Raw genomic sequence first — 25,509 nt, 5'->3', positions numbered from 1 at the left:
AATCTTGTAAAGATATAGCTGCTATTTCAGTGAAAATTACTGCTGGAGTTTTTTCTACAGCCTGAAATTATTTGGTAATGACAATTACTTCAACACAATATCTTTTTTCCAGCAATATGGGTTCCGTTAGTCGAAGCACCCCTTGTTCATAAATTACTTGAACAGTGATTGTCATTGCCTGTTTCCTCTTAATCGCTTTTATAGGATACAAGAGCTTACTTAATGTGATACTTTTACCGTGCTGAAACGATGTCTATGACGAGCTACGCTTACGCACAAACCCCTCTCTTCCTCTTTAACATCTGCACTATTCTGCAAATAATCCCTCACGCAATTACAAGCTTGCGCCAACAATTTCTCTGGATTGGAATCAAAGTCTAAATTCCAGAGAATAGACCTCTTGCATAAATCAAAAATAAGAACCCCACCCCGGCAAAGCGTAGCTTTGTCTCCTCTCCCGAAGAGCGGGGAGGGGTTGGGGGTGGGGTATTAGGGACTTTTGCAAGAGGTCTAATGACTTTACCAAAGAAGTCTGAGGAAGCTAAAACTTGTTCATCCGGGTTAAAATTCAGGCTTTTAACCCAATACAGTTCAGTTAAGGCTTAACTCTTTATCAAAGTCAATTTTTTAACGAACCGCCAAGGGCGCAAAGAACGCAAAGGAAGAGAAGAAAGAAATGCTTAACTGAACTATATTAGCTTTTAACCGCAGCATCAAGACCTGCAAGTGTTTGCAGCACTTTTCCCTTACACTTCCAAAGCTTGACGTTCATTTTAAATTAAGGATCTGAATGGGAATAAAATCTCCATCACCTACCAGAACACAAAGCCCGATCGCTTTTCATTACTTTCTGGTTAGTCTGCAAATAATCATGCAGCAAATTGCAACCCCGCGTGAGTAAATTTTCGAGTTTAATATCTGCCAAATTCTGGAAAATTACTGTGCCATTACCACTACCGGCAGCCAGAGTCTTGCCATCAGGACTGAAACTGACGCTGGTTAACTCTTGCTTATCACCTTTCAAAGCAATCAACAACGTCCCTTCGTGGTTCCAAATTCTCACTTTGTCATCACTGCTAGCTGCCAAAGTCTTGCCATCGGGGCTAAAACTCACACTAATGAAACTATCGCCATCCCCCGTGAGATTATTTAGCAGGTTCCCGTCCCGGCTCCAAAGTTTCACCGTGCTATCAATACTAACTGAAGCGATCGCCTGACTATCAGGCGACCAAGCAACCCCATTTACCCGGCGGCTATGACCAGTTAAGGTGTATAGTAATTTACCATCTATCCTCCAAATTTTCACTGTTTTATCATCACTGGCTGAGGCTAATAACTTGCCATCGGGACTAAAACTTACCCAATTTACCGCATCTTGATGTCCCTGCAAGGTGTTGAGCAGTTTACCGTTGCGACTCCAAAGCTTTACTGTTTTATCTTTACTAGCCGAGGCAATCACCTGACCATTAGGTGACCAAGCTACACTCAAGATGGTATTATTATGACCCTGTAAAGTGTTGAGCAGTTTACCGTCGCGGCTCCAAAGCTTCACTGTTTTATCTTTACTAGCCGAAGCGATCGCCTGGCCATCGGGGCTGAAACTGACTCCCCAAACTTCACCCTTATGCCCCGTGAATATACGGAGTAGTTTCCCGTCTCGACTGAAAAGTTTTATAGTTTTGTCTCGACTCGCTGCTGCTAAGGTGCGACCATCAGGGCTAAAACTGATGCTAGTTACCCAGTCATCATTATCGGCTTTGGGCTTTCGCAGTAACACATCGTCCCAATGCCAGAGTTTAATAGTTTTGTCCCGACTTGCAGAAGCTAGGGTGCGACCGTCTGGGCTGAAACTGACACTGTTAACCCAATTATTATGTCCCTTCAAGGTTCCCAGCAGCACACCTTCAGAACTCCAAAGTTTGATTGTCTCGTCGGTACTTGCGGAAGCAATCGTGTTACCATCGCGGCTAAAACTGACGCTGGTAACTCCAGCACTATGCCCTGATAAGGTTCTCAGTAGTTTACCCTCCAGATTCCACAGTTTGATTGTCTGGTCTAAACTAGCAGAAGCGATCGCTTTCCCATCGGGTGACCAAGCTACACTTTTGACTGCATCATCATGTCCCTGCAAGGTTTTAAGCAGCTTACCAGCGCGACTCCACAATTTTACCGTCTTGTCAGCACTCGCGGAAGCAATGATCTGTCCATCAGGTGACCAAGCGATACTCAAGACTGCACCATCATGTCCCTGCAAGGTTTTAAGCAGCTTGTTATCCCGACTCCACAGTTTCACTGTCTTGTCGCTACTCGCCGAGGCAATAATCTGACCATCTGGGCTAAAACTGACACTATTCACCACACCCTGATGCCCGAATAAGGTAGCAAGCAGTTGACCCTCTCGACTCCACAGTTTCACCGTCTTGTCTTGACTGGCGGAAGCTACGATTTGACCATCGGGGCTGAAACTCACACTATTAACTACATCTTCATGCCCCGATAAGGTTTTGACTAAGCTACCATCAGGACGCCAGAGTTTAATTGTAGTATCGGCACTAGCTGAGGCAATTAAAGAGCGATCGGGGCTAAATGTAGCACTATTTACCCCAGATATATGCCCCTCCAAGCGGTTATATTCTCTTAATCCAGAAACTGCTTGATAAAGCGCCGTCTGTACTTCCTCTCTTGTATAGGAATCTACCCAGACTGTTTGTTGTAATTTTATCCCCGCCTTTAAACCTTCCTTTAAGGCATCAATACCTTTTTGGGAGGCAAAGAGGGCATCACTTGATGCACTAAGGGTTTTAATTTCGCTATCTATTGCTGTCACAATAGAAACACTTAATCCCAATATGGCAAGAACACAAGCAGTCAGTGCAATTTTCAACGAACGATTTAATTGAGCTTCACTGAGCCTTTGTTTCTTTTGACTTTCTGCTAGTTGAGATGTTAATTCTTTTTCTTTAAGTTCAGTTCGCAACTGCTCAATTTCTAACTGACTCAATTCTTCCCGCTTGTGTAACTCCCGCAATTCTGTTAATAAGTCTAAACCCTGTTGGGGATGAGTATCTACTAATTTGGTTCGCTGCTTATTTTGGCTAAGTTCACTTTTAAGTCGCTCAATCTCAGCTTGACTCTGTTCTACTTTATAGCGCAACTGGTTAAGTTGTACCTGTAAGCTCGATTCCTGTTGTTGTAGGTAGCGAATCAAGTCTACTAAATAATCGTGAATCAGTTGATAACGTTCTGGTACATCAGGGAATAGTACCACTAACCCGGAGCTAACTAAAATTTCTAATACTAACTCTAATTTGCCAGCATCTTCTACTTCTGCTAGCTGCGCCGCTAACTCAGCACGAGTTTTAAAAGGTCGGTTGTTACTTTCATCTGTTAATAAGTATAAGACGAGTAAGGCGGCTCGTTCATTTTCTGGGCCGCAGTCTTTAATTAGTTCCTTAATATATCGCTCAATAAGTTTGTTGGGTCTATATGGCTGATATTCTTCTAATGTAGTAATCCGCTCATCTTGGATTTGCGCTCCCACAACTTGCAATTCAATGGGGCGAACTTCACCAAATTCTGTTGATAAATCTTCGATTAAGGCATCAATTAAAGCCGGCTCTAAATTAAACTGCGATCGCTCTGTCAATTTTTGGATAATCGCTTTTGCATATTCTGGTGAAAAATTGTTTAACTGGTAGCGAATATGCTTGTCGAGAATATTGTTGTTAATCGCTTCTAGTGCCGAAAGATGTTTAAAGTCTAATAACCGATGTAAATAATCTTCTCGTAAGGAAAGGATAACTTTCACAAAGGGTATATTCAGGCAGTCACTAATAAATTTATCAAATTCTTGCTTTTGATTGCGATCGCTATAACCAAAGAAAAATTCTTCAAACTGGTCAAAAATTAAAACTGTGATCAGATGGTTATCAGCATTTTCTTGGAGTTGTTGTAAAATTCTTACGATGGTGATCGGTGGGCCAGAGTAGGGCAAAGCTTGCGGTTCAATGGCTACTTCTAGCTTAATATCAGCGTAGATGGCAAGGGATGCATCACTAGACATCGCCTCACTTAAAGATTTTCCTAGTTCCCGCGCCCAATCGGTGTAAACTTGCAGTACCACAGGCACGGCTATTTGATCGCCAATAGCTCGATTTTGCAGTGCTGGTACTAAGCCCGCAGTTACAATAGAACTCTTACCCACCCCTGATTGACCGTGAATCACCGTCAATTTTTTATCGGCGCGGCTAATTCTCCCAATTAAGTTATTAATATCACGCTCCCGACCAGAAGCAGCAATTTCTAAAGCAACGCTGCTACTTCCAGAAGATGACATCAATGCTGGATTTGTCGCCTGTCTTTGCGGTTGCAAGCGCCCTGCACCGATAAAAGCTCGAAAACCGTACTGCTGCTCAATAGAACGCCGTTTTTGTCGAATGTAATAGGCTTCCAGATAGCGACCTTCTTCAAAGTAAAGCGATCGCAGTCTCCGCAATAGACGAATATAACGATGGGCATCGTATTGATGGGCACTGCTTTCTAAGGCTGCTGGCAGTTCTTTTGTCGCCTTATCCAGGTATTCACGAGCTACTTCTAGCTCACCTAAATTTCGCTGTGCTTTCGCTAAAACTAAATAGTAAATTTGCCCTAATAATAATGGAAATAAGCAGTTATAAGGGTCATTGTGCTTTTGCGCCTCAGCTATTTTCAGTAGTGATACGTGTGCTAATATACTCGCCTGTACCCAGCGCGACTGCTGCACAGCCACTTGCGCCAGAAAACCGTAGTCACAAGCTAATTGGATTTGACTACCATAAGTTTGATGCAACTCCAGAGACTTTTGAGCAACCGTCTGCAATTCTTCCCACTCTTGCAGATATTGCAAAACCTCTGCAAGTTTACCAATAAATCCAGCAACTATGTCTGAACGCCCAGCCACCTGCAAGATATTCAAGCACTGCTGAAAATAAGATTTAGCTGTGTACCAATGGCGGCGGTTTTCTATTTGATTTTGCTCTGCGAAACGGCTATAACACAGCCCAATATAAAACAGCAAGACTCCCTGTCGCAGAAGTAGGGGAGATGGGGGAGATGGAGGATATGGCGAAGAAAATACTTCTTCATCCCCCCTTGCTCCCCCTGTTCCCTCATCCCCTCTCTCCACTAACTTTTGCCAAACTTGCAAGCTTTGCTGAAAATGGTTTAAAGCTGTATTGATGCGATCGCTAATATAATTATCTAAACCAAAAACAAATTCTAAACTAGCGTGTAATTCTGGCTCTAAGGTAATACCCCGATTGTGCAACTCTCTAATGGCAAACTGGAGTTCATAGCTATGTTCCCAGACTTGCTCCACAGTGGAATAATGCTTTGCAACTTCAGGAGGTTGATGTTGTGCAGCATTCTGATTTTTCACAGGATCTGGAAAACCTCTCTCCTGCTTTTTGAGAGGCTTTGAATTCTCCTCCAATCCTCCAAGGTTTGGCGTTAGCTTTTCCACATCACCTGAATTGTTAGGTGCCGCATTTGGTAACACCGTGGCAAACAAAGAGTCAGTTTCCTGTTGCAAAAATTGCAGCAATGACTGAGTTCTCATTCCAAACTGAATTGGTGTAGCCGCCCAACTAGCGAAATCTGGTGCTAAACGCACCACCTTTTGCAAAACTTCCTCATTCACCCACAAAATCATTGGAAATGGGTGGCGTTTGCGAAATTCATCACGAATATGATTGATCGACCTAAGTAGATCATCGAGTCCATCTACTGACTCTAAACCCAATATCATCAATGCCGATGGCGGATTATTTTCGGTTAGCAGTTGTAAATGAATACTTGTGTAAAGGCTTCTAGCATTATGCGGCAGAACTACCTTTTGAATTTGGTGTCCTCCTGAAGAGAGTTCTTCGAGTCGTTGCAGCATTTGCTCTTGCAAAACTCGATAGTTGCAGCCCACCAAAACCAGGGAGAATTGACCCTTAGAAAGGTCAATTGCTCTTTTCAAACTCCGTAAGGCCCGCTCGTTAGCTGCTCTTATATCTGCTTGTGGGTGTCGTTCAACCATGATTTAAATTTTTCCGTCTCTGCTAAAACTGGGTTGACGGCAAACCAAGCTCCCTGATGATCACGGTATTCAAATACAAATAAACTTCGCAAGAGGATGTGGTATTCTATATCACCTCTAACTCTCTGCTGTTGCACTACCTGAAAGATTAGTTCCCACTCATGGGGGTCGATGGCATTGGCTCGGTAATCGCGCTGTCTTTGAATCACCAATTCGACACACTCCCGATCAAAGGGTGGATCTTGTTCTCGCAGACAGTCAAACAATAACCCTAGCAAGTCGCGCACATGACCACCACTAATCAGGCACAACCGATCTAAGGTTTCCAGATTATCAAACACCTCTGTAATTAAGCTTAACCGATCGCTAGCCAAAATGTCTGGAAAAGCTCTAGCTAGAACCATTTGCCGCAACATCGTTAGCCCTTGAAGGAAAATCTCCCCAGAGCGCAGACGTACAGGGATCATCGGTAACACTTTTGGTGCGACTCCACCCCCCAAACGATGCTGAAGTTCGGCGCTATCGTTAGAGAAAGTCAGTGCTAAGGGAATAGTGTAGACTACATGACAATTCAGTTTGCGTAACTGTTCACCGCGCTGAATAAATAAGTATTCTGGTAGCGATCGCCCCGATGGTAAAGGTCGAATTGCGACTCGATCTAGGTTATCAACAATAACCACCAGTCCTTTTTTACCCCTGGCTTTCAGTTCCTTGTTAGCACGTTCTAGTAATTCTTGATTAATTGACTGTAAAATATTTGCTGTTCTTGGTTCGAGATAATCCCTTAACCGCCGCCGCAATTGGGGACTTTCTTTAGTTTTAGCTGTAATTTTGGCAATTCCCACAGACAACTCTGCTTCTACCCCAACGTCAATTGGCGTCTGCAAGAAATCGACAAGTTCACCAAACAACTTGGTAAAGTAGGTAGGTTTGAGCCTAATTTTCATTGCTTCTAGGCTTTCACTCACTTGGCCGGCGATCGCCAAGAGAATATCAGTCACATCCACATCTGCCATTTCTAAGACATGGGTAGACTCAAAGTAAACTACATGAAATTGCTGCACTTCTAATTCAGCTTTGAGCCGCAACAACTCCGTTGATTTTCCACAGCCGAGATGTCCTGTAAATAGCTGACAAGTTGGTACATCCGGCGATATTCGAGCGATCGTCCGCTGCAAAGCCTCAATGATTTTACCACCCCGCACCGCAGCAAAATCGATATAGTACCTGCGATCGCTGGCATTTCCTATGATTAGAGGTCTGCTCGGATTGCAAGCCTGATAAAATCTTTCCAAATCTAGGAGCATAACTAATCGAGTTCACTCAGGAATGGGGATGACAAAATCTGCTGAATAATAAATATATTGGTTGTAGGGAATTTATCCCTTAATTTAAGTACATCTCACTCAAACTACTAACTAAACTAGCAGCATTCCGGTTAATTATTCATATCCAGCAGGAGTCAGGAGTAAAACAGGCTTTCTATATGGCTTTGAGAGCTAGTACACTGTGGCAGAAGTTTGCCTATGTTTAACAACGGGATTTTGCCCGTTGCTTGGTTAATCAGATGGTAGCTAGATTTTTGCCAAGTTGTACCAATTTATCTACTGCATCAATTTGAAATCTGCTGTATATATAGGTTGGATGTAACACATGGCAATGCTGATATTTGATTTTAAGTAAGCAGAAATACTAGTATAAATATAACTAGCGAAAATAACTAATATTTAATAAGGTACTCTTATGAATATTAAAAATATCCAACACAAAAAAACGTACTGTTAAGTACAATTTTGAAGTTTTTTTGAATATAGAGTTCTGTTACAGCAATTTTCAGGTAATTAAACCCTACTGTGGTGGCTCTTTCACTAAATTCTAATCTCGTTCCTAAATCAACATAACGCTGGTGACGAAAATCACGATTTTGTTCATGAAAATCATAATTTTGTTCATGACAGATTCTGCATTTAGGGTGATAACCCCTGAAGTAGTGAGAATCGGTGAACTGAGAAGGAAATAATCTACAACCCCATTGAGTATAAAATTATCTTGTCATGCAGCTTGTCAGGCAAAATATGCTTCAGCACAGATCCGATTTTGGCATCTTGTCCAACAAGATAGCGTGTCTTGGGTTGTTTTGCAGTCAGCGCCTGGACAACAACCTGAGCGACAATATCCGCAGAAATTCCCCCAGATGCGATAATCTGCATTTTCTTGCGGACAATATTCATCGCCTGACCGTAGAGATTTTGTGCCGGTTGTGGTAAATTTTGCAGTGCTATTTCAGATTGACTTAGGGACTTTTCCCAGATTGGGGTAGCGATCGCACCAGGTTCAATAATTGAAACCGAGATTCCCCAAGGACGTAACTCCATCCGCATGACATCAGTGAGGGCAACAAGCGCAAATTTGGAAGCATTGTAAGCTCCCAGGAACGGCGTCGGACTTCTACCAGAAATGGAACCCATATTCACAATTCGACCCCGACTTTGGCGTAAGAGAGGAAGAAATGCTTGTGTTACTGCTAATTGTCCGGTGACATTAACCTGCATCTGGTATTGAAATTCTGCGATCGGTAATAATTCTAAGGGGCCAGGGACAGCAATTCCGGCATTATTCACTAAACCTAAAATTCCCCCACCACCGACTGCATTTGTTACTTTATCAACCGCAGATGCGATCGATTCAGGGTCAGTAACATCTAAAAAAATTGGAATGAGCCTTTGTGACCCTTTCTGTTTAAGTGTTTGAGCATCAATATCTTGACGCACGCCAGCAAAAACAGAGAAGCCCAACAGGTCTAAAAGCAAAGCACACGCCTGACCAATTCCTGTTGATGCTCCTGTAACCATAACTGTCCCTTGATTTTCTACAACCATTAATTTCCTGTTTTGATTATGGGACTGCCGTAATTACGAATTACGAATTAGTATCAATCCTTGCAAGTACCAGCCCGAAGGCAATCTTCGGTTTGGTCATCTCTAGCTGATATTTGCCACGGCAATATGCGTGACTGAGCATTTGTACTGTAAGCAATTAGAGCAGGTGTTATGGGAAACTGGTCTTTGACAATTGGCACGTCACTGCTACAAGTATTGCCTAGCTCAACATTGTATAAATAAACAGGCAATGCCATTAGGGCAATGCAAATTGTCCGGTTCATACCCAACCTCAGCTAAAAATTTCCGATTGCGCTATGTATGTATAGATGCCACCTTGATGAACCGGATTTTTAAAACTGAGTATTATATGTTGATGTTGTGTGAATTTACCCAGCCTACTAGCCGCAGAGACGTGATTTATAAATTATCGGTTCCACCCTTTTTTTAGGTTAGGCATTGCCTACAAGATTTCTTCCTACTAACTTATGCAGATGCAACCCCAAAAAACAGGACAAAAAACCTATAGCACCCAAAAACATATCTTGGTAGCTGCATTCCCCGGATAAAATAATGAAGAGTGCTGAGTTAAAAGACCGTTCACAAAGGACAGGGCATATATCAAGTGCATAAGTACTAATTATAAGTTAGTTCCGAGTTCCAAGTGCTGAGTGAAAAATCTTGCTCATTACTCAGCACTCAGTTACAAATGTTGCCTACTAGCTGACCCATGACGCCTTCACAAGACGTAGATAGTGTAAACGTTCCCAACATCGACCCAGAAGAATATGGCAACTCAGACACTGATCCTCTTGATGAGTTGCCAGGTGAAATCGAAATGTCCCTTTTCGACCACCTAGAAGAGTTGCGACAGCGGATTTTCTATTCGCTGATTGCTGTAGCGGTGGGTATTATTGGCTGTTTCTTTGTCGTTAAGCCGATTGTCCAGCTACTTGAGGTTCCAGCACAAGGAGTAAAATTTCTCCAACTTGCACCTGGAGAATATTTCTTTGTCTCCCTCAAAGTTGCAGCCTACACTGGCTTCGTACTTACTAGTCCTTTCATTCTTTACCAGATTATCCAGTTTGTGCTTCCAGGACTGACTCGCCGCGAACGCCGTTTACTGGGGCCTGTGGTTTTGGGTTCGAGTGTGCTGTTTGCGGCGGGGTTAGTATTTGCCTATTTACTGCTTATCCCAGCAGCTTTGAAATTTTTCATCAGCTACGGAGCAGATGTAGTTGAACAACTTTGGTCAATTGATAAATATTTTGAATTTGTGCTGCTACTGTTATTCAGCACTGGTTTAGCATTTCAAATTCCCATTATCCAATTGTTGCTTGGTAATTTAAATATTGTCTCGTCTAAACGGATGGTTTCTGGTTGGCGTTACGTGATTATGGGAGCTGTGGTTTTAGGAGCCGTCCTTACACCTTCTACTGACCCCCTGACTCAAAGTCTTTTAGCGGGAGCAGTTTTAGCACTTTACTTCGGTGGTGTTGGACTGGTAAAACTTACAGGTAAATAATGCGATCGCATTGCTTCAATTCAAATTCCAAAAAATCTCAACTTAGTTGATGAGTGCAGTTAGTAAGATCCTAACCACTATTTCCAACTCTTCGGTAACACGATACAGGTTGATTCCTTGCTCAATACACTGTGTCTGTCGATACAATCTGCCAAACTTGCCAAACATTACAAGGAAAAGGGTGTGGGGTATAAAAAACTAAAGTTGGAGGGTCTAAAGCCCAGTTAAAAAAAAGATGTATTTCAAGACGCGCAGCGCGAGAAATACAGCATCCTTGCTTCAATCTGACGTTTTTAAACGTGGGTTCCCTACACCCTACACCCTACACCCTATCCCCTATAACCTCTGAACTGTTGTTACTGCTCCTAATATTTCTGTTTGAGTGGAATCAGTCCACCTGTCAAGAGCTATCATCTCAGTTGCCAGTTGTGTAAATCCCCTATTTATATCTGCTTGTTTGGCTTCAATCACAATTAAACTAGTTTGTGTTCTGAGGAAATAATCAAAATTACCTTGAAGTCGGTTATCAACTTTAATAATGTATTCAATTCGTAATTTAGCGTGGGAATAGTGAATTAAATCGGTAACAATTGGCGCAATTAACATTTCCCGGCGTGTAGCTTCGTTCTCCAAATCTACATCCGGTAAAACTTCCTCAATTCGCTGCTTTTGACTTTTGACTTTTGACTTCCCCGTACTCCTACGGAGAAGCAAGCTACGCGTAGCGTCTCCAAGAGTTGGGGCTGACTCTTTGATAGGGCAGCGCCAAGGAGTCCGCGTACCCCTGCTCAAAAGCCAGCTACGCCTTGGTCTGGTAGAGAGCGTCTGAATATTGGTTTAAAACCTTGCTCTTTGTGGGCAAAATAAATATTAAATATTCTTTTTTATTAAAACTCTATACCTTTATGGGTAAAGTATTCACCAATTCGGAATTCTGAATTATGACTCCTGTTTCATTGGACTGATACTCTAGTGGCAATGCAGTATTTTTGGATAAAAAACACTGTGATTACTCAGAAAATTATTAATATTAATGGAATAGTAGGTCATAATATCCATTCCGAAGCGCGTTCACCCAAATCTAGAGGAATGCTAACAGCTTTGCCGAGCCGGGGGCGATCGCGTGTTTGGGCAATAAATTTTTGTACTTGTATTGACCCACCCAAGGCATGAAGATAATTGGCAATACTATCGAGATGCTCTTGGTACTCCGCCTCGTTCAAGGGAAAAGAAGCTTGCTCCAGGTATTTCCACATTACTTGCAAAAATATCTTTCCCTGTGCCCGCCGGAACTGGACATCGTAAGAGTATCCCCACTTATCAAGCAATATCTGATGTAATTCCTGTCCTGTCATAGCTTTTCTCAATCAGATTTTACATTTAGTTATGATGTTAAGTTCCGTGACTCCAGTATGATAAGGATATAAAGAAATGTAATGCTAACAGAAAAGATGCTAAATATATCTTGGAACAGAGAAGTATGGCATCGTTGTGAGCGCTAGCATTTCGACTTAGACAAGAGTTCCTCAGGTACTAGTACTTTTGTCAAAATGCTTAACAAAATACACAAAGAGCGCGTAGATTATGGCTCAATTTTCTGAATCAGCAGACGTGCCCGATATGGGGCGTCGTCAGTTCATGAATCTGCTCACTTTTGGGACTGTCACTGGAGTGGCTCTGGGTGCATTGTATCCCGTTGTCAAGTACTTTATTCCACCCGCTAGTGGTGGTGCTGGTGGCGGTGTAACGGCAAAAGACGAGCTAGGTAACAATGTTAGCGTCGCTAAATTTCTAGAAAACCGGAATGCAGGCGATCGCAACCTAGTCCAAGGACTAAAGGGAGATCCGACCTATATTGTGGTAGACAGCAAAGAGGCAATCAAAGATTATGGCATTAACGCCATCTGCACTCACTTAGGTTGTGTAGTCCCCTGGAACGTTGCTGAGAACAAGTTTAAATGCCCTTGTCATGGTTCCCAGTATGACGAAACTGGTAAGGTTGTCCGGGGTCCAGCACCTCTGTCTCTGCCTTTGGCCCATACCAATGTAAACGACGACAAAATCGTTTTGACCCCTTGGACTGAAACCGACTTCCGCACAGGTGATGCACCTTGGTGGGCTTAAATGAGTGCTGAGTTAAAAGTCTAAATTTTAGACTCCTAACTCCTAACTCTGCCAATTTTGGATTTTTAGATTTTAGATTTTTCCTTCAATCCAAAATCCAAGTTGCGCTGAGAGCGCACCTTTGGTACGACCCAAAATCTAAAATTGAATGGCTGTTGACCAATCCATCAGAGAATCGTTGCCCTTATTAGAGATGAGAAATGTTTTCATAACAGCGAGGTTAACTCGCAGTGCTAGAGCGATTGTAAAAACATTGCTCATAGCGATCGCTACCCTGACATTTTACTTCACCAGCGATCTAGCTCTTCCCCAATCTGCTGCCGCCTATCCCTTTTGGGCACAGCAAACCTATCCCGAAACTCCCCGCGAACCAACTGGGCGGATTGTTTGTGCCAACTGTCACCTAGCGGCCAAGCCTACAGAAGTGGAAGTTCCTCAATCGGTGCTACCTGACACTGTATTTAAAGCTGTGGTGAAAATTCCTTACGATCTCAGCGCCCAGCAGGTTGGTGCCGATGGTTCTAAGGTTGGCTTAAACGTTGGAGCTGTACTGATGCTACCTGAAGGCTTTAAGATTGCTCCTGAAGACCGTATTTCCGAAGAACTTAAAGCAGAAATTGGCGACACTCCCTTCCAACCCTACAGCGAAGACAAAGATAACGTCGTCATCGTCGGCCCCTTACCTGGTGAACAGTATCAGGAAATCGTCTTCCCGGTTCTTTCTCCCAACCCCGCAACCGATAAAAACATCCACTTCGGTAAATATTCAGTTCACTTAGGTGCTAACCGGGGACGCGGACAAGTTTATCCCACTGGTGAAAAGAGCAACAATACTGTTTACAACGCTTCCGCTACTGGCACAATTACCAAGATTGCCAAAGAGGAAGATGGAGACGGTAACGTTAAATATCTAATCAACATCCAACCTGAATCTGGTGATGTTGTCGTTGATACGATTCCTATAGGGCCAGAACTACTTGTTTCCGAAGGGCAAGCAGTTAAAACTGGTGATGCTTTGACCAGCAACCCGAATGTTGGTGGATTCGGTCAATCAGATGCAGAAATCGTATTGCAAGACGTCTCTAGAGTCAAATGGATGATTGCGTTCATCGCTCTTGTAATGTTGGCTCAAGTTATGCTGGTGCTGAAGAAGAAGCAGGTTGAGAAAGTCCAAGCTGCTGAGATGAATTTCTAAATTCTTTTCTAAATCATTACTTACGAGACAGGCAATAAGCCTGTCTTTTTTTATATTATTTATAACGAAGCCGAGAAATTTGAGACTTTATTGCTATAGCAATCCTACAAAAAGGGCTTGGGAGATATTATGCAAGTAAATATAACGGTTATCGATTAGATGAGAACACCAAAGTCCTTGCTGTCAAATCATTTCAGCAAGATAATGACTGCATTTACTTGTAATGAATGGCAGATTGTGTAATTAAATTACAGAAATTAAGTAAGTCGGCACGAGAAAACCAAGGTATGTTGAGTTTTGTAAAAACCCTATAACGATTCATTTATAAGCTCTTTACCGACTTTATACTTCGTTACATAGGTTTATTTTTTAACGCCGACTTACTTATAAGATAAGATTTTATTCTCCTTACACTCATTAAAAATAATAAAATTAAGCCTTTCAAAAAGGGCTTGAGAGATATTATGCAAGTAAATATAACGGTTATCGATTGGATGAGAAAATCAAAGTCTTTGCTGTCAAATCATTTCAGCAAAGTTTTTGTATCTCACTCAACTGCACACAGCTATATCACTAACTTCACCAATTGTAATTAAATTACAAAGTGGCGTAGGTTGGGTTTCGCTGTCGCTCTATCCAACCTACTATTTTATGTTTCGGCTATTTATCCTACTCATCAATACCATGCGTAACTCTTAAAAAGATTTTTGTAACTTAATTACTAGTTTTCTGGACATCCAGAATTTATTGACAAATATCTTTTATAATTGTTTGTAAGTTAGTTACAAATTCAATCTTAAATAAATAAAATAGCGTGATATTATAACATAATTTTCCTTGTATTAATGAATAATTAATATTAGTTTATTCTGGAAATTTTGCTAGCAATTGAACGGACTTAATGCTATAAATTAATTAGTATCAACCACAAGAAAATACTTTTTGGAATTGAATTCAAACCATAAAGTCTATGGCTATGGCAGCTAAACCTACTAAGGCAGTCTGCATATAAAGTCATATTTGCTTCCTTGGTTTATCCTCAATTTGCAAACACCAAGCATTTTTTCTAAAGGTGAATATTCCCAGCTTTATTATTTATGAGAAATAATAAAGCAAAAAAATGCTCCTGGTGTTGGTAGTTCCAAGCAGTCCAGAAGCTATTAAATAAAAGATAACTCCATGATACAATACTCCAAACCTTTTACTACACTATCGCAGCAAAAAGATGATCATGCCCAAATTGAAGAAGCCATCCTGAAAATACCAAAAGTATTGGAAGAAAATTATAGACTCAAAGAAGAAATTCAGTCTCTGAAGATTTGGCAGAGCGTTTTGGAAAACTTACAATCTGCGCCACGAGAATTTCTATTCTAAAACAAGTGCCAGTTACTGTGTTTTAACAGATTAGAAGCTGAAATTTCTATTCCTGAAGGCTATCGACTACAGGCAAGGGAAAAATCCCTTTTGATAGAGGCGGCTTTCCGAAGGGTTGTTGGCAATTCTGTAAAAGTTCGCTTTAGATTTATAGCAAATCCCTAAATTTATTAATGGGATATATGCTTTAGTTCCAGAGGGTGAGCAATACACCTTCTTTTTAATGTCTAGTACCTACAACTTAAAATTAGGGTTAAATTGAATCTAGCCTAGTTGAGTTGAGGTACTACCCATGACAGCCTCAGTAGAGTATATCCCCGTTACCCCAATTGAGTATCCAGATGAGGACGGTAAGCCAATGGCTGAAGGAGATATCCAGTGCAGTTACCTGACTTATGCAAGAAATGCGCTACGGATTTATTTCCAAAATCGTCCAAATGTATACGTGGCTGGTAATCTATTTATTTATTACGAGAAAGGTTATCCAGAATCAGTTGTCGCACCAGATGTATTTGTGGTGTTTGGAGTAGAAAACCGTGACCGACGTTGTTACAAAACCTGGGAAGAACAGAATAAAACCCCAGAGTTCGTTCTAGAGATTACCTCAAAAACCACCCGCAGCAAAGACCAAGGGGCAAAGAAAGGAATTTACGCCTTTCTAGGAGTGCGTGAATATTTTCAATATGACCCTACAGGCGATTATCTCAATCCCCAACTCCAGGGTTTACACTTGGTCGAAGGTAATTATTTCCCAGTGGCAACCAATACCCTGCCAGATGGCACAGTGTCCCTACCCAGTGAAGTTTTGGGGCTAGAGTTACGCCTAGAAGCAGGAAAACTGCGTTTTTACAATCCAGCTACAGATCAAATACTTCTAACTCATGAAGAGGAAGCAGCTGCACGACAAGCCGCAGAAGACAAAGCGCAAAGATTAGCTGCTAAACTTCGAGAATTAAATATTGATCCAGATAGCCTTTAGGGTGGAGAAATAACACCAACCCTACTCTTGCTTACTGAAGTTAGACAATAATCTTAAAGCTCTCCATTAATCTTACGCCTGATGATTTCCATCTGGGCTTGCATATCAGCTTCTGTCAAAGGCATAGGATACTTGGGAGAATTAGGGTCGCGTTTGCTCATAAAAAAACGTAGAGCTTCAATGTCTTCGCGGTTTTGCACAACATAAGCTCTCAATTCTGTAAAACTCATTTGCTCATAATTCGGGTTCATTAACAAACTCCCATTCGCCATTGGGATAAACAATAATTTGCAGTTCATCCGCAGATAGGATGTAAACTTCTCCTGTTTTGTCGTCAAATCGAAATAAGCGGATGTCTTTATAAAGATTTGACAGCATTTGACAAACCCTTACACAGGCTAAGGCTTGCTCTGTTGTTGGTAAAATAAACACTCCTCACTACTAATATAAGGTGGACAATGCCCACCTTACTGCTGTTGATTACTTTATGTGAGACTATAGGGGACGGTAGACGCGATAGTTGATTTCGGGGAAGATATTATCCATTAACTCGACTTTTTCTAGCCAACCACTGTCAACTTTGCCGATTTTCACGTCTTCATAGAGCTTATTGAACCGCATCAGGTGCGATCGCGTCCGTCTAACCGCATAGGGTACCATTGTTCCCGTCCGCATAATAAATGCCCAGTCAGAAGATTGTGCTAATAGCAGTTCCCGCGCCGCTTGGTTGAGCGCTTTGCACCCCAATTCATCCTCTGGTTCCAAATGCGAGATTTCAATCATCCGTTCAGCGGCTTTGTGCAAATGCGGATAAATCCACGCATTCGTTTCATTCAACCAATATTCGTGGAAACCCTTGAAACCCCAACTTGACTGCGAAGGACGACAGACTTGCTGATTTGGCTGATCCCGCAAATAGTCTGCTAAATGGGTCATTGCATAGGTTCCTTGGTCATACCACGACTTGCGGAATAGGTAATCGATGAACCAGGGGCCTTCATACCACCAATGTCCAAATAACTCCGCATCGTAGGGCGAAACGATAACTGGTGGGCGTTGCATCATAGCATAGAGATGTTCAGATTGCCTCTCTCGGTTATACATAAAATTATCAGCATGTTCTGCCGCCTTTTCTCGCGCCCAATACGGATCGTAGAGTGCCTTATCTGATAGACCTAAGCCACGCCCCGTAATTTTGTGATATTTAATGCCCGTATTTTTCCGCTGACCATTGGGCATGATGTAGGGCTTGATGTACTCATATTCTGCTTCCCAGCCCAAATCTTTGTAAAATTCTCGATATTCCGCCGCCCCAGGATAGCCCACCTCAGAAGACCATACCTGTTGGGACGACTCATGATCTCGACCAAAGACAGCAACACCAGTTTCTGTATAAATTGGGGCATAAGTGCCAAAGCGCGGACGGGGACGGGCGTAAAGGATGCCATGCCCATCAGTCAGAAAGTAGCGTAACCCAGCATCGGCTAGCATCCGCTCTAAACCTTCATAGTAGGCGCATTCAGGCAACCAAATGCCTCTGGGTGCTTGTCCAAAGGTTTGTTCGTAATGTTCGCAGGCTACCTGAATTTGCGCCCACACTGCTTCTGGATACATTTTCATCAACGGTAAATACCCGTGGGTAGCGCCGCAAGTGATGATTTCCAGGTTGTTACTGTCTTGGAACTTCTTAAAAGCTGTAACTAAGTCACCCTTGTAGTGTTCCCATAGCTGACGCGCTTCCTTAAACTCAGTAGCGTAATATTCGGCTAAATAACGAAGATGCCCATTATTGACATTATGTTCTGCTTCTAGTTGTATAAGTTCTTCTAGTTGAGCTAAGTGTGCGTCATAGCGTTCTTGCAGCAGAGGATCACGAAGCATCGACACTAGAGGTGGTGTCATACTCATCGTGATTTTAAAGTCGATACCGTCTCGCTTTAAGCCTTCAAATACTTTCAATAAAGGGATGTAGGTTTCTGTGATGGCTTCATAGAGCCATTCTTCCTCCAGCACGTAGTCACTTTCCGGGTGACGAACGAAGGGCAGATGTGCGTGGAGTACAAGCGCGACGTAGCCGATAGCCATAGTGATTTTGGGGTGATACTTGTAAGTTGAAGGTTGAGAAGTTTGGCAGAAATTAACAATATTTTAAGACTTTATGGGGATCGTAAGAATAGTTTTCAATTGAGTTCAATACAGTGCTTGTAAGGGCACAATATTGTTGTGCCCCCACCGTGTATTGTTGTTAACTAGTTTTGAATCTCTGTAAAACCTGTTTATTTGTTTATTGTATAATCCTGTACTTAAAATATTTACTCAGGTTCTAATTCCTATGGCTCGTAAGCGTTCACAAGATAGTTTTTCTGGGGAGTATCCATGCTATCGTGACAAACTTTTACATAGAAGTGCGACGCCGATAGCGAACGCAAGAGCGTCTGGTAGAGTTGCGTTAGCGAGTCTTTCCCTACAGCCCTTCTCAAGACAGGAGACGCTCTTGCGTTCGGGCATCCTACGGCAGGCGCTAGCCTCTGGCAATGTGAGAAGGGGAGACGCCAAAGGCGATAGCGCAGCGTAAAGCCTGCGGCATGGCAACTCTTAGAGACGCTGTTCGCGTTCGCTTAGAGCGAGTTATCGAGCGTCACAGCCTGTCGTAGACATCGCACTCCTTATTCCTCATCCCGATATAACTCCTGCAAGTCCTGTAACTGAGTCTTCCGGGAAATACGGCGATATTTTTTACTTTCTAGCTTGGGTTCGTATTGACTCTGCCCTTTGCCTTTGCTTTTTAACTTCATGGTGGATTCTGGATCAGCTTGTTGGTGCAGTTGAGTTTGACGAGCGATCGCATCGGACAAAAATTCTAAATAATGTTCATATCGTTCCCAGTCTCCTCGCACCGCACACTCAGGCTCGTCTCGATGCAGACAATCACTAAACCGACAGCTAGCAACTGCTAACAGCTCTCTTGCTTCAGGGAAATAATGGATTAATTCTTCTGGGATACAATCCATGTCGGGCTGATTAAAGCCGGGGGTGTCTGCCAGCAAACCACCGCTAGGTAACTCAAATAATTCTATATGACGAGTGGTATGACGACCACGAGCCAGTTTGCCAGAAACTTCTCCCACTCGCAGCTGAAGAGAGTCAATTAGCGTATTAATCAGACTGGATTTACCAACGCCGGAAGGCCCAGCAATGACAGTAATTTTATTGCTCAAATATCTGGCTGCTTGGTCGGTATTTATGCCATCTTTGACACTGATAAATATCGGTTGATAGCCCCAACCAAGCAGGCGATCGCTAACTTGCTGCTGTGACTGCGGTGAAATTAAATCACTTTTATTCAAGCATAAAAGCACATCCAAACCAGTAGACTCAGCCTTAATCAGAAACCGACTTAGTTGATAAGGTTCCAAAGGTGGATCAGCGACGGCAAATACCAATAGAATTTGGTTGACATTGGCGATCGCCGGACGATCTAACTCACTTTGGCGGGGTAAAACATCAGCGATCGCTCCTCGCCCCCCAGCCCAATCTGGCTCTTCTACCACAACGCGATCGCCTACCATTACCTGTTGCCCGATTTTTTTCAAGCGTGTTCTCCGAGTACAAAGTAGGAGAGGGGGATAAGGAAGATGAGGATCTTGTTCCCCCATCTCCCTCATCTCCCCATCCTCTTGATCCAGCTGTACTCGGTAAAAATTAGCCTGTACAGCCAGCACCGTACCCAATAACTGTCCAGTTACGGCAAAATTTTCCCCTGTCATTGCCCAGTAATTGGACGGCGCACTAACAGAGAAAAATAACCAGTGCAGTCTGTAATTTGTTCCACCTGATAACCTGCCATTGTCAGACTATCAGGAACCTGCTCAATCGGTTCACCAGGATCCAGCCAGACTTCTAGCAAACCTCCCAATGGCATTTTCTCCAGACGTAGTTTTGTCCGCACGAAATTAATTGGGCAAGGGGTGCCGCGCAAATCAAGTTGAGCATCGGGAGTTAAAACAGAAGAGGGCTTCATTACTTAAATAAATTTCCCAAGAATCCTTCTAGACCGCCTTTTCCAGTGCGATCTCCCTTAATTTTAGCCAGCTTCTCCAATAATTCCCTCTCCTCTGGGGTCACTTTATTGGGAATATCAATTAATACGTTCAGCATGTGATCCCCACGACTAACGGGATTACCCAAACGGGGTACGCCGCGATTTTCTAACTTCATCACCGTATTGGGCTGGGTTCCAGCTGGAATGATCAGTTCTACAGGGCCATCCACCGTATCTACCTCTAACCGACAACCTAAAATCGCTTGCAGGTAGCTAACTTTGATTTCCGAGAGAATATTAATGCCATCCCGTTGGAATTCCTCGTCCTCATTCACGAACAAGTAAACGTACAAATCCCCAGCAGGGCCATTACGTTGTCCAGCATCTCCTTCACTAGAAATCCGCAAGCGTGTGCCATTATCCACCCCAGCTGGAATGGTAATTTTGAGTTTCTTCGTTACTTGATTTGCGCCCTTACCATCACAGGCATCACACTTATCTTCAATTACCATCCCTGTTCCATTACAGGTGGGACAAGTCGAGACTTGGGTGAAACTGCCAAAGGGTGTTCTGGTCACACGGCGGACTTGACCCGATCCGCTACAAGTAGAACAAGTCCGAGGGCGGGTTCCAGGTTTAGCACCAGAACCGCTACAGACTTCACAATTTTCTAGATGTGAAATGCGAATTTCTTTTTCACCGCCAAATACCGCTTCCCGAAAGTCTAACTTCAAGTCTAGCCGCAGGTCATCACCTCTGGCAGGCCCACTGCGCCGTCTTTGTTGGGTGGGACTACCCATACCGCCAGCAAAGCCACTAAAAATGCTTTCAAAGATATCGGCAAAACCGCCCATATCGCCGACATCTTGGAAGCCAGCGCCAGCAGCACCTGAGACACCCTCTGGACCAAAGCGATCATAACGAGCGCGGGTTTCTGGTTCCGAGAGCACCTCATAAGCGCGGTTAATTTCTTTAAAGCGATCCTCCGCCCCGGGTTCTTTGTTCACATCTGGGTGATACTTCCGGGCTAAACGGCGATAGGCTTGTTTGATTTCTTCTTTGTCGGTGTCACGAGAGACACCCAGGATTTCATAATAGTCGCGGGCCATATAGCAAAGGTAAAAGTTAGAAGGAAGAAAGCAGAAGGCAGTAGAACGTCACTCATGGCCACTTGCTACCCTACGGGAAGGCGTTATGCCTATAGCTCTGGAAGAGCAATGCAGTGTCCTTCAGAGGGTGGCTTGCCAAAGGCCAGGCAGAAGATAAAATTAATTTTTGTTAATAACTGATTTTACCCTTTACCTTTTACAAAAATCACCGACAAATCTTGAGCAACAGGTGCTTTCCTCGTGGGAGACGACAAAAGCTACAGAAGTTAGGAGTAGGGCAAGCCTCTGCTCAGACTTCTCACTGCCGAGTCGGCTGTCTCTTTTACAATTGTGCTACGTAGCAGAGGAAAACCCCGCCCATCAACCAGAGGGGCTAGCCGCACTATTAGGTGTGGAAAACCACCCATCTGCTTTGGATCGCATCTGAACTGGCATACTGCCTAGCTCACAGTAATTTGCTTCTACAATCTAGCAAACGGCTGGGGTCTTGTGAAACTTCGCTAAATTTATAATCAATATATTTAGATATATTAAAGTGTCTTAATAAAAATCTGCAAGTTAGGAGAGTGGGAAAGAGGCAGAGGTGCAAAGGAGCAGAGGGGCAGGGAAAGAATAATAATGCCCAATGACGCCAGTTGCTTCTCCTGTTCAAAGACGCAACTCTTAGAGAGGCTTTGCCAACGCGAACAACGGATAGCGAGTCCTCTCTCAAAGGGAGACGATGCCGCGCAACGAGCATCGGGAACCCCCCAATGGGAAAGCCAGTGCTCTCCGGCGGTAAACCCGCCGGAGAGCACTGGACTCACCGCAACGCACTGGCTCCCCAATACAACTCTTGGAGAGGCTGCGCCAACGACGCCGGCTCTATCGAGCGTTCGCGTAGCGTCTCGTAGAGAAGTCGAGATGCTCAGTACAAGTGCCCAATGCCCAACCCCTAATCTATCGCCTCATAATCAACCTGGGCAGTACTTTCTTCGTCAAAATCAAAGTTGAATTGTGGTATGAGTGTGCCATTCATGGGTGAGTCTATTTCTGGGGTAAAGAGACTAGTTGAAGCCTCCTCAATGTCATCACTTGGACTGTTAGCTCGATTGTAGACATCGGCACCAATTGCAAACAGGGTTTGTTGGAAGTCGTCTAAGCGCTGCTTAAATTCCACTGTGGAGATGCTGGAGTCAGTCATTGCAGCTTGGAGTTGTGAAACTTTTTCACTAGCCAAAGTTTTCATCTGGTCGCCGATAAAGTTGCTATTATCCTTAATTGTGGATTCGTAACTGAACAACAGATTATCTGCTTGGTTTTTAAGTTCAACCAATTCTTTACGTCTTTTATCTTCTTCGGCAAACAGTTCGGCTTCTTGGCGCATCCGTTCGACTTCGTTGGTACTCAAGCCACCTGTATTGGTAATCCTGATACTCTGTTCTCGACCTGTACCTTTGTCTTGGGCAGAAACCTTAAGGATACCGTTGACATCGATTTCAAAGGAGACTTCAATTTGAGGTACGCCCCGGGGAGATGGGGGGATTCCTGCTAGGAGGAATTTACCCAGACTCTTGTTATCTCGTGACATCGCCCGTTCACCTTGGAGGATGTGAATTTCTACTGAGGTTTGCCCATCAACTGCTGTGGAAAAAACTTGTGATTTACTAGTAGGAATTGTGGTGTTGCGTTCAATGATTTTGGTGAACACTTCACCCAAAGTTTCAATTCCCAAAGAGAGAGGGGTGATATCCAATAGTAAGAGATTATCGACTTCGCCACCCAACACCGCTGCTTGGATAGCAGCTCCCAATGCTACGGCTTCATCAGGGTTGACAGAGCGATCGGGAGCTTTGCCATTGAAAAATTTAATTAGCGCGTTTTGGACTGCGGGAATACGGGTAGAACCACCTACCAAAATAATTCGATCTATCGCTTGTGGCTTGAGATCCGCATCTTTGAGCGCTTGGATCATTGGTTCGATGGTAGCTTCAATTAAATCAAGTGCGAGTTCTTCAAATTTAGAGCGGCTGAGTTCCATCTCCAGATGCTTTGGGCCGGTGTCATCCGCGGTGATAAACGGCAAGTTGATGGAGGTATTCACCATGCTGGAGAGTTCAATTTTTGCCTTTTCCGCTGCTTCCCGCAGGCGTTGCAGCGCCATCTTATCTTGGGAAAGATCGATTTTCTCTTGTTGCTGGAAGCGTTCCATCATCCAAAGCACGATCGCATTATCAAAGTCGTCTCCACCTAAGTGGTTGTTACCACAAGTCGCCTTAACTTCAAAAACTCCATCCCCTAGTTGCAGGATCGATACGTCGAAAGTGCCACCTCCCAAATCGAATACTAAAATTAGCTGCTCTTGGTCTTGCTTTTCCAATCCGAAAGCTAAAGCCGCAGCTGTTGGTTCGTTGATGATTCGCAGGACTTCTAGTCCAGCAATCGTGCCAGCATCTTTAGTTGCTTGTCTTTGGGCATCTGTGAAATATGCGGGTACCGTAATCACTGCCTGAGTGACTTCCTCACCCAAGAAGTTTTCCGCATCCTGCTTGAGCTTTTGCAGGATCATGGCGGATAGTTCTTGTGGCGTGTAGTTTTTTGAGCGAATTTGAACATCAACAGTATCGTCTCGACCTTTGACACAGTTATATGGGACGCGATCGCGTTCTGTTTCAGTGTCTTCCCAACGCCGCCCGATGAATCGTTTAATACTGTAAATTGTGTTTTCGGCGTTAGTTACGGCTTGGCGCTTTGCCAATTGACCGACCAAGCGATCGCCACTCTTCCCAAATCCCACAATACTTGGAGTAGTTCGTCCACCTTCAGAACTGGCGATCACAAGTGGTTGACCGCCTTCCAGAACTGCGACGCAACTGTTAGTAGTGCCTAAGTCGATCCCAATAACTTTTCCCATAATTATAAGTATTTTTACTGAGTCTTTCTGCTGTACTGTGTCGCGGACTAACTTTTTGAGCTACGAATCAAGGCTAGCTCAAACAACAGCATCTAGAAATGGAGAAGATAGGGGATCAGGAGGAGATGAGGAAGCTGATTGATAATTTCACTCCCTCATCTCCTTCATCCTCTCAATGTCTCAGTAACAATGCTCGTCCTTGCAAGAAACCAGGCACTTTTGGTCAGCGAGGCGAGCAACTACAGCTTAACTGTTGGCTGAACTCGACTGATCCTCCTGTGCAGCAGGTGTATCTTCCTTTGGAGCAGCTACTTTGACCATTGCATGGCGCAGCACGCGATCGCCCAAGTAATATCCGCGCACTAACTCTTCTAACACTGTTCCTTCAGGATGTTCATCCGTAGGTTCCCGCATTACTGCTTCATGGAGGTTGGGATCAAATTCTTGAGCTTCAGGACGCATTGGTGACACACCTAAACGCTTCAAGCTATCCACTAATTGTTTGTAAACGCCTTGGTAACTTTTGTGCATGGTCATTTCGCCATCAGATTGCGGTTTGAGGTGCGATCGCGCCCGCTCAAAATTATCGACTACTGGCAGCAATTCCAAAATCGTGTTCCGCTTCATCTGCACCTCTAGCTCTTCTTTTTCTTTGCTAGTGCGTTTCCGGTAATTCTCAAAATCAGCGGCAATCCGCATATATTGAGTACTACGCTCTTCTAGTTGCGTTTTGAGAGACTCGATTTGTTGAGTCAGTTCTGCCAAAGCTGCTATTTCCACTTCAGTTTTCTCAGTTGCAGCGACGCCATTATCTTGATTGAAAGTAGCCGTATCCCCCGGTATATTGGTTTGGGCTGCCACTTGCTCTGTAACCTCATTACCAGATTCATTGAAATTAATTTGGGCTGCGGAGTCACTCTTCATTGCTTGCTTTACCTCTGTTGGTTCACCCAATTGCTGGCTTGTATTGTTTATCTGTCTATTTTCATCCATCATTGTCTACTCATTCCAGATGCTTTTTATGGCAGTGTATCTCCACAGCTTGCAACCGTCGTTATCCACGACTTGCCACTGAGGCTGATTTTGTTGCCGACAAGTTCCTGGAAATGATGTCACCGTCCTCTTATTGTGACAAATGGTGAACACGTTAGCCTAGACGCCACTAAGGCGGTAACCCGAACGAGTAGTGTACCTCTAGGAGTAAGTAATTTGGAAGAGTGGCACTAAATGTGATTCGCTCCTCATCTTATTCATGAGTCAGTTTTTTCAGGAATTACTACTTAAAATTTAACCATTTATCAAATATTGTCATTCCTTCAAAAGTGCTA

The 25,509-nt window shown here is 43.5% G+C and carries 21 protein-coding genes; 6 read left to right on the top strand and 15 right to left on the bottom strand.

The window, feature by feature from the left end; genetic code table 11:
- Nucleotides 1-67: 67 nt before the first annotated feature.
- The 5 genes from V7K49_RS25790 to V7K49_RS25770 form a co-directional block, all read right to left on the bottom strand.
- On the bottom strand, nt 68-175 hold the full coding sequence (locus V7K49_RS25790; protein WP_334943097.1) for an antitoxin AF2212-like protein: 108 nt from the start codon (nt 173-175) through the stop codon (nt 68-70).
- A 633-nt stretch (nt 176-808) separates the two neighbouring features.
- Entirely contained in the window at nt 809-6,061 is a 5,253-nt protein-coding gene (locus V7K49_RS25785; protein WP_335208169.1) for an nSTAND1 domain-containing NTPase, read from the bottom strand.
- The gene (locus V7K49_RS25780) at nt 6,031-7,368 is read right to left on the bottom strand and encodes a P-loop NTPase fold protein (protein WP_298912836.1); all 1,338 of its coding nucleotides are present in this window, start codon (nt 7,366-7,368) and stop codon (nt 6,031-6,033) included. The genes V7K49_RS25785 and V7K49_RS25780 overlap by 31 nt, the downstream gene beginning before the upstream one ends.
- Nucleotides 7,369-8,082: 714 nt before the next feature.
- Nucleotides 8,083-8,940, bottom strand: a complete 858-nt coding sequence (locus tag V7K49_RS25775) for an SDR family oxidoreductase (protein ID WP_335208168.1) — start codon at nt 8,938-8,940, stop codon at nt 8,083-8,085.
- A 53-nt stretch (nt 8,941-8,993) separates the two neighbouring features.
- Nucleotides 8,994-9,224, bottom strand: a complete 231-nt coding sequence (locus tag V7K49_RS25770) for a hypothetical protein (protein ID WP_334724643.1) — start codon at nt 9,222-9,224, stop codon at nt 8,994-8,996.
- A gap of 446 nt (nt 9,225-9,670) precedes the next feature.
- Here V7K49_RS25770 and tatC point away from each other — a divergent pair, with 446 nt between their 5' ends.
- Nucleotides 9,671-10,465 (top strand): twin-arginine translocase subunit TatC, encoded by a 795-nt coding sequence (gene tatC, locus V7K49_RS25765; protein ID WP_334868200.1) that lies wholly within the window; start codon nt 9,671-9,673, stop codon nt 10,463-10,465.
- 336 nt (nt 10,466-10,801) lie between these two features.
- Here the strand turns inward: tatC and V7K49_RS25760 are convergent, their stop codons facing one another.
- Nucleotides 10,802-11,179 carry a hypothetical protein gene (locus tag V7K49_RS25760; protein WP_334868202.1) on the bottom strand — a complete coding sequence of 126 codons (378 nt, stop codon included), beginning with the start codon at nt 11,177-11,179 and terminating at the stop codon, nt 10,802-10,804.
- Nucleotides 11,180-11,511: 332 nt separating this feature from the next.
- Nucleotides 11,512-11,820 carry a DUF3067 family protein gene (locus V7K49_RS25755; protein ID WP_334868204.1) on the bottom strand — a complete coding sequence of 103 codons (309 nt, stop codon included), beginning with the start codon at nt 11,818-11,820 and terminating at the stop codon, nt 11,512-11,514.
- 229 nt (nt 11,821-12,049) lie between these two features.
- On the opposite strand from V7K49_RS25755, the gene petC reads away from it, so the two are divergent.
- The 4 genes from petC to V7K49_RS25735 all read left to right on the top strand — a co-directional run bounded on the left by petC (nt 12,050) and on the right by V7K49_RS25735 (nt 16,137).
- Nucleotides 12,050-12,589, top strand: coding sequence for a cytochrome b6-f complex iron-sulfur subunit (petC, locus tag V7K49_RS25750; RefSeq protein WP_334868206.1), 540 nt, complete (start codon nt 12,050-12,052; stop codon nt 12,587-12,589).
- A gap of 193 nt (nt 12,590-12,782) precedes the next feature.
- Nucleotides 12,783-13,784: a cytochrome f gene (petA, locus tag V7K49_RS25745; RefSeq protein ID WP_335208177.1), complete on the top strand. Its 1,002-nt coding sequence runs from the start codon at nt 12,783-12,785 to the stop codon at nt 13,782-13,784.
- Nucleotides 13,785-14,963: 1,179 nt separating this feature from the next.
- Nucleotides 14,964-15,158 (top strand): hypothetical protein, encoded by a 195-nt coding sequence (locus V7K49_RS25740; protein WP_334868208.1) that lies wholly within the window; start codon nt 14,964-14,966, stop codon nt 15,156-15,158.
- Nucleotides 15,159-15,450: 292 nt separating this feature from the next.
- Nucleotides 15,451-16,137 (top strand): Uma2 family endonuclease, encoded by a 687-nt coding sequence (locus V7K49_RS25735; RefSeq protein WP_335208167.1) that lies wholly within the window; start codon nt 15,451-15,453, stop codon nt 16,135-16,137.
- A gap of 53 nt (nt 16,138-16,190) precedes the next feature.
- On the opposite strand, the gene V7K49_RS25730 is transcribed toward V7K49_RS25735, so the two are convergent.
- From V7K49_RS25730 to dnaJ, 6 genes are all read right to left on the bottom strand, one after another.
- The gene (locus V7K49_RS25730; RefSeq protein ID WP_334868211.1) at nt 16,191-16,388 is read right to left on the bottom strand and encodes a DUF6887 family protein; all 198 of its coding nucleotides are present in this window, start codon (nt 16,386-16,388) and stop codon (nt 16,191-16,193) included.
- Complete coding sequence (locus tag V7K49_RS25725; RefSeq protein ID WP_335208166.1) at nt 16,372-16,569, bottom strand: DUF6888 family protein; 198 nt, start codon at nt 16,567-16,569, stop codon at nt 16,372-16,374. The genes V7K49_RS25730 and V7K49_RS25725 overlap by 17 nt, the downstream gene beginning before the upstream one ends.
- A gap of 63 nt (nt 16,570-16,632) precedes the next feature.
- Complete coding sequence (locus V7K49_RS25720) at nt 16,633-18,222, bottom strand: glycoside hydrolase family 57 protein (protein WP_335208165.1); 1,590 nt, start codon at nt 18,220-18,222, stop codon at nt 16,633-16,635.
- Between the two features lie 581 nt (nt 18,223-18,803).
- Entirely contained in the window at nt 18,804-19,904 is a 1,101-nt protein-coding gene (gene rsgA / locus V7K49_RS25715) for a small ribosomal subunit biogenesis GTPase RsgA (RefSeq protein WP_335208164.1), read from the bottom strand.
- Nucleotides 19,901-20,158, bottom strand: coding sequence for a sulfurtransferase TusA family protein (locus V7K49_RS25710; RefSeq protein ID WP_273766365.1), 258 nt, complete (start codon nt 20,156-20,158; stop codon nt 19,901-19,903). Before V7K49_RS25710 ends, rsgA begins: the two co-directional genes overlap by 4 nt.
- The gene (gene dnaJ / locus V7K49_RS25705; RefSeq protein WP_273766366.1) at nt 20,158-21,288 is read right to left on the bottom strand and encodes a molecular chaperone DnaJ; all 1,131 of its coding nucleotides are present in this window, start codon (nt 21,286-21,288) and stop codon (nt 20,158-20,160) included. Before dnaJ ends, V7K49_RS25710 begins: the two co-directional genes overlap by 1 nt.
- A 166-nt stretch (nt 21,289-21,454) precedes the next feature.
- Between dnaJ and V7K49_RS25700 the strand changes: the two genes are divergently transcribed.
- Nucleotides 21,455-21,715 carry a hypothetical protein gene (locus V7K49_RS25700; protein ID WP_335208163.1) on the top strand — a complete coding sequence of 87 codons (261 nt, stop codon included), beginning with the start codon at nt 21,455-21,457 and terminating at the stop codon, nt 21,713-21,715.
- A 507-nt stretch (nt 21,716-22,222) separates the two neighbouring features.
- On the opposite strand, the gene dnaK is transcribed toward V7K49_RS25700, so the two are convergent.
- Together dnaK and grpE are read right to left on the bottom strand one after the other, a co-directional pair.
- Entirely contained in the window at nt 22,223-24,181 is a 1,959-nt protein-coding gene (dnaK, locus tag V7K49_RS25695; protein ID WP_335208162.1) for a molecular chaperone DnaK, read from the bottom strand.
- A gap of 246 nt (nt 24,182-24,427) precedes the next feature.
- Complete coding sequence (grpE, locus tag V7K49_RS25690) at nt 24,428-25,177, bottom strand: nucleotide exchange factor GrpE (protein WP_334868224.1); 750 nt, start codon at nt 25,175-25,177, stop codon at nt 24,428-24,430.
- Nucleotides 25,178-25,509 lie beyond the last annotated feature (332 nt).

This window comes from Nostoc sp. (assembly GCF_036919675.1).
In the GTDB taxonomy this organism is placed as follows: domain Bacteria; phylum Cyanobacteriota; class Cyanobacteriia; order Cyanobacteriales; family Nostocaceae; genus Nostoc.
This window is presented reverse-complemented; position numbering and strand designations above follow the sequence as displayed.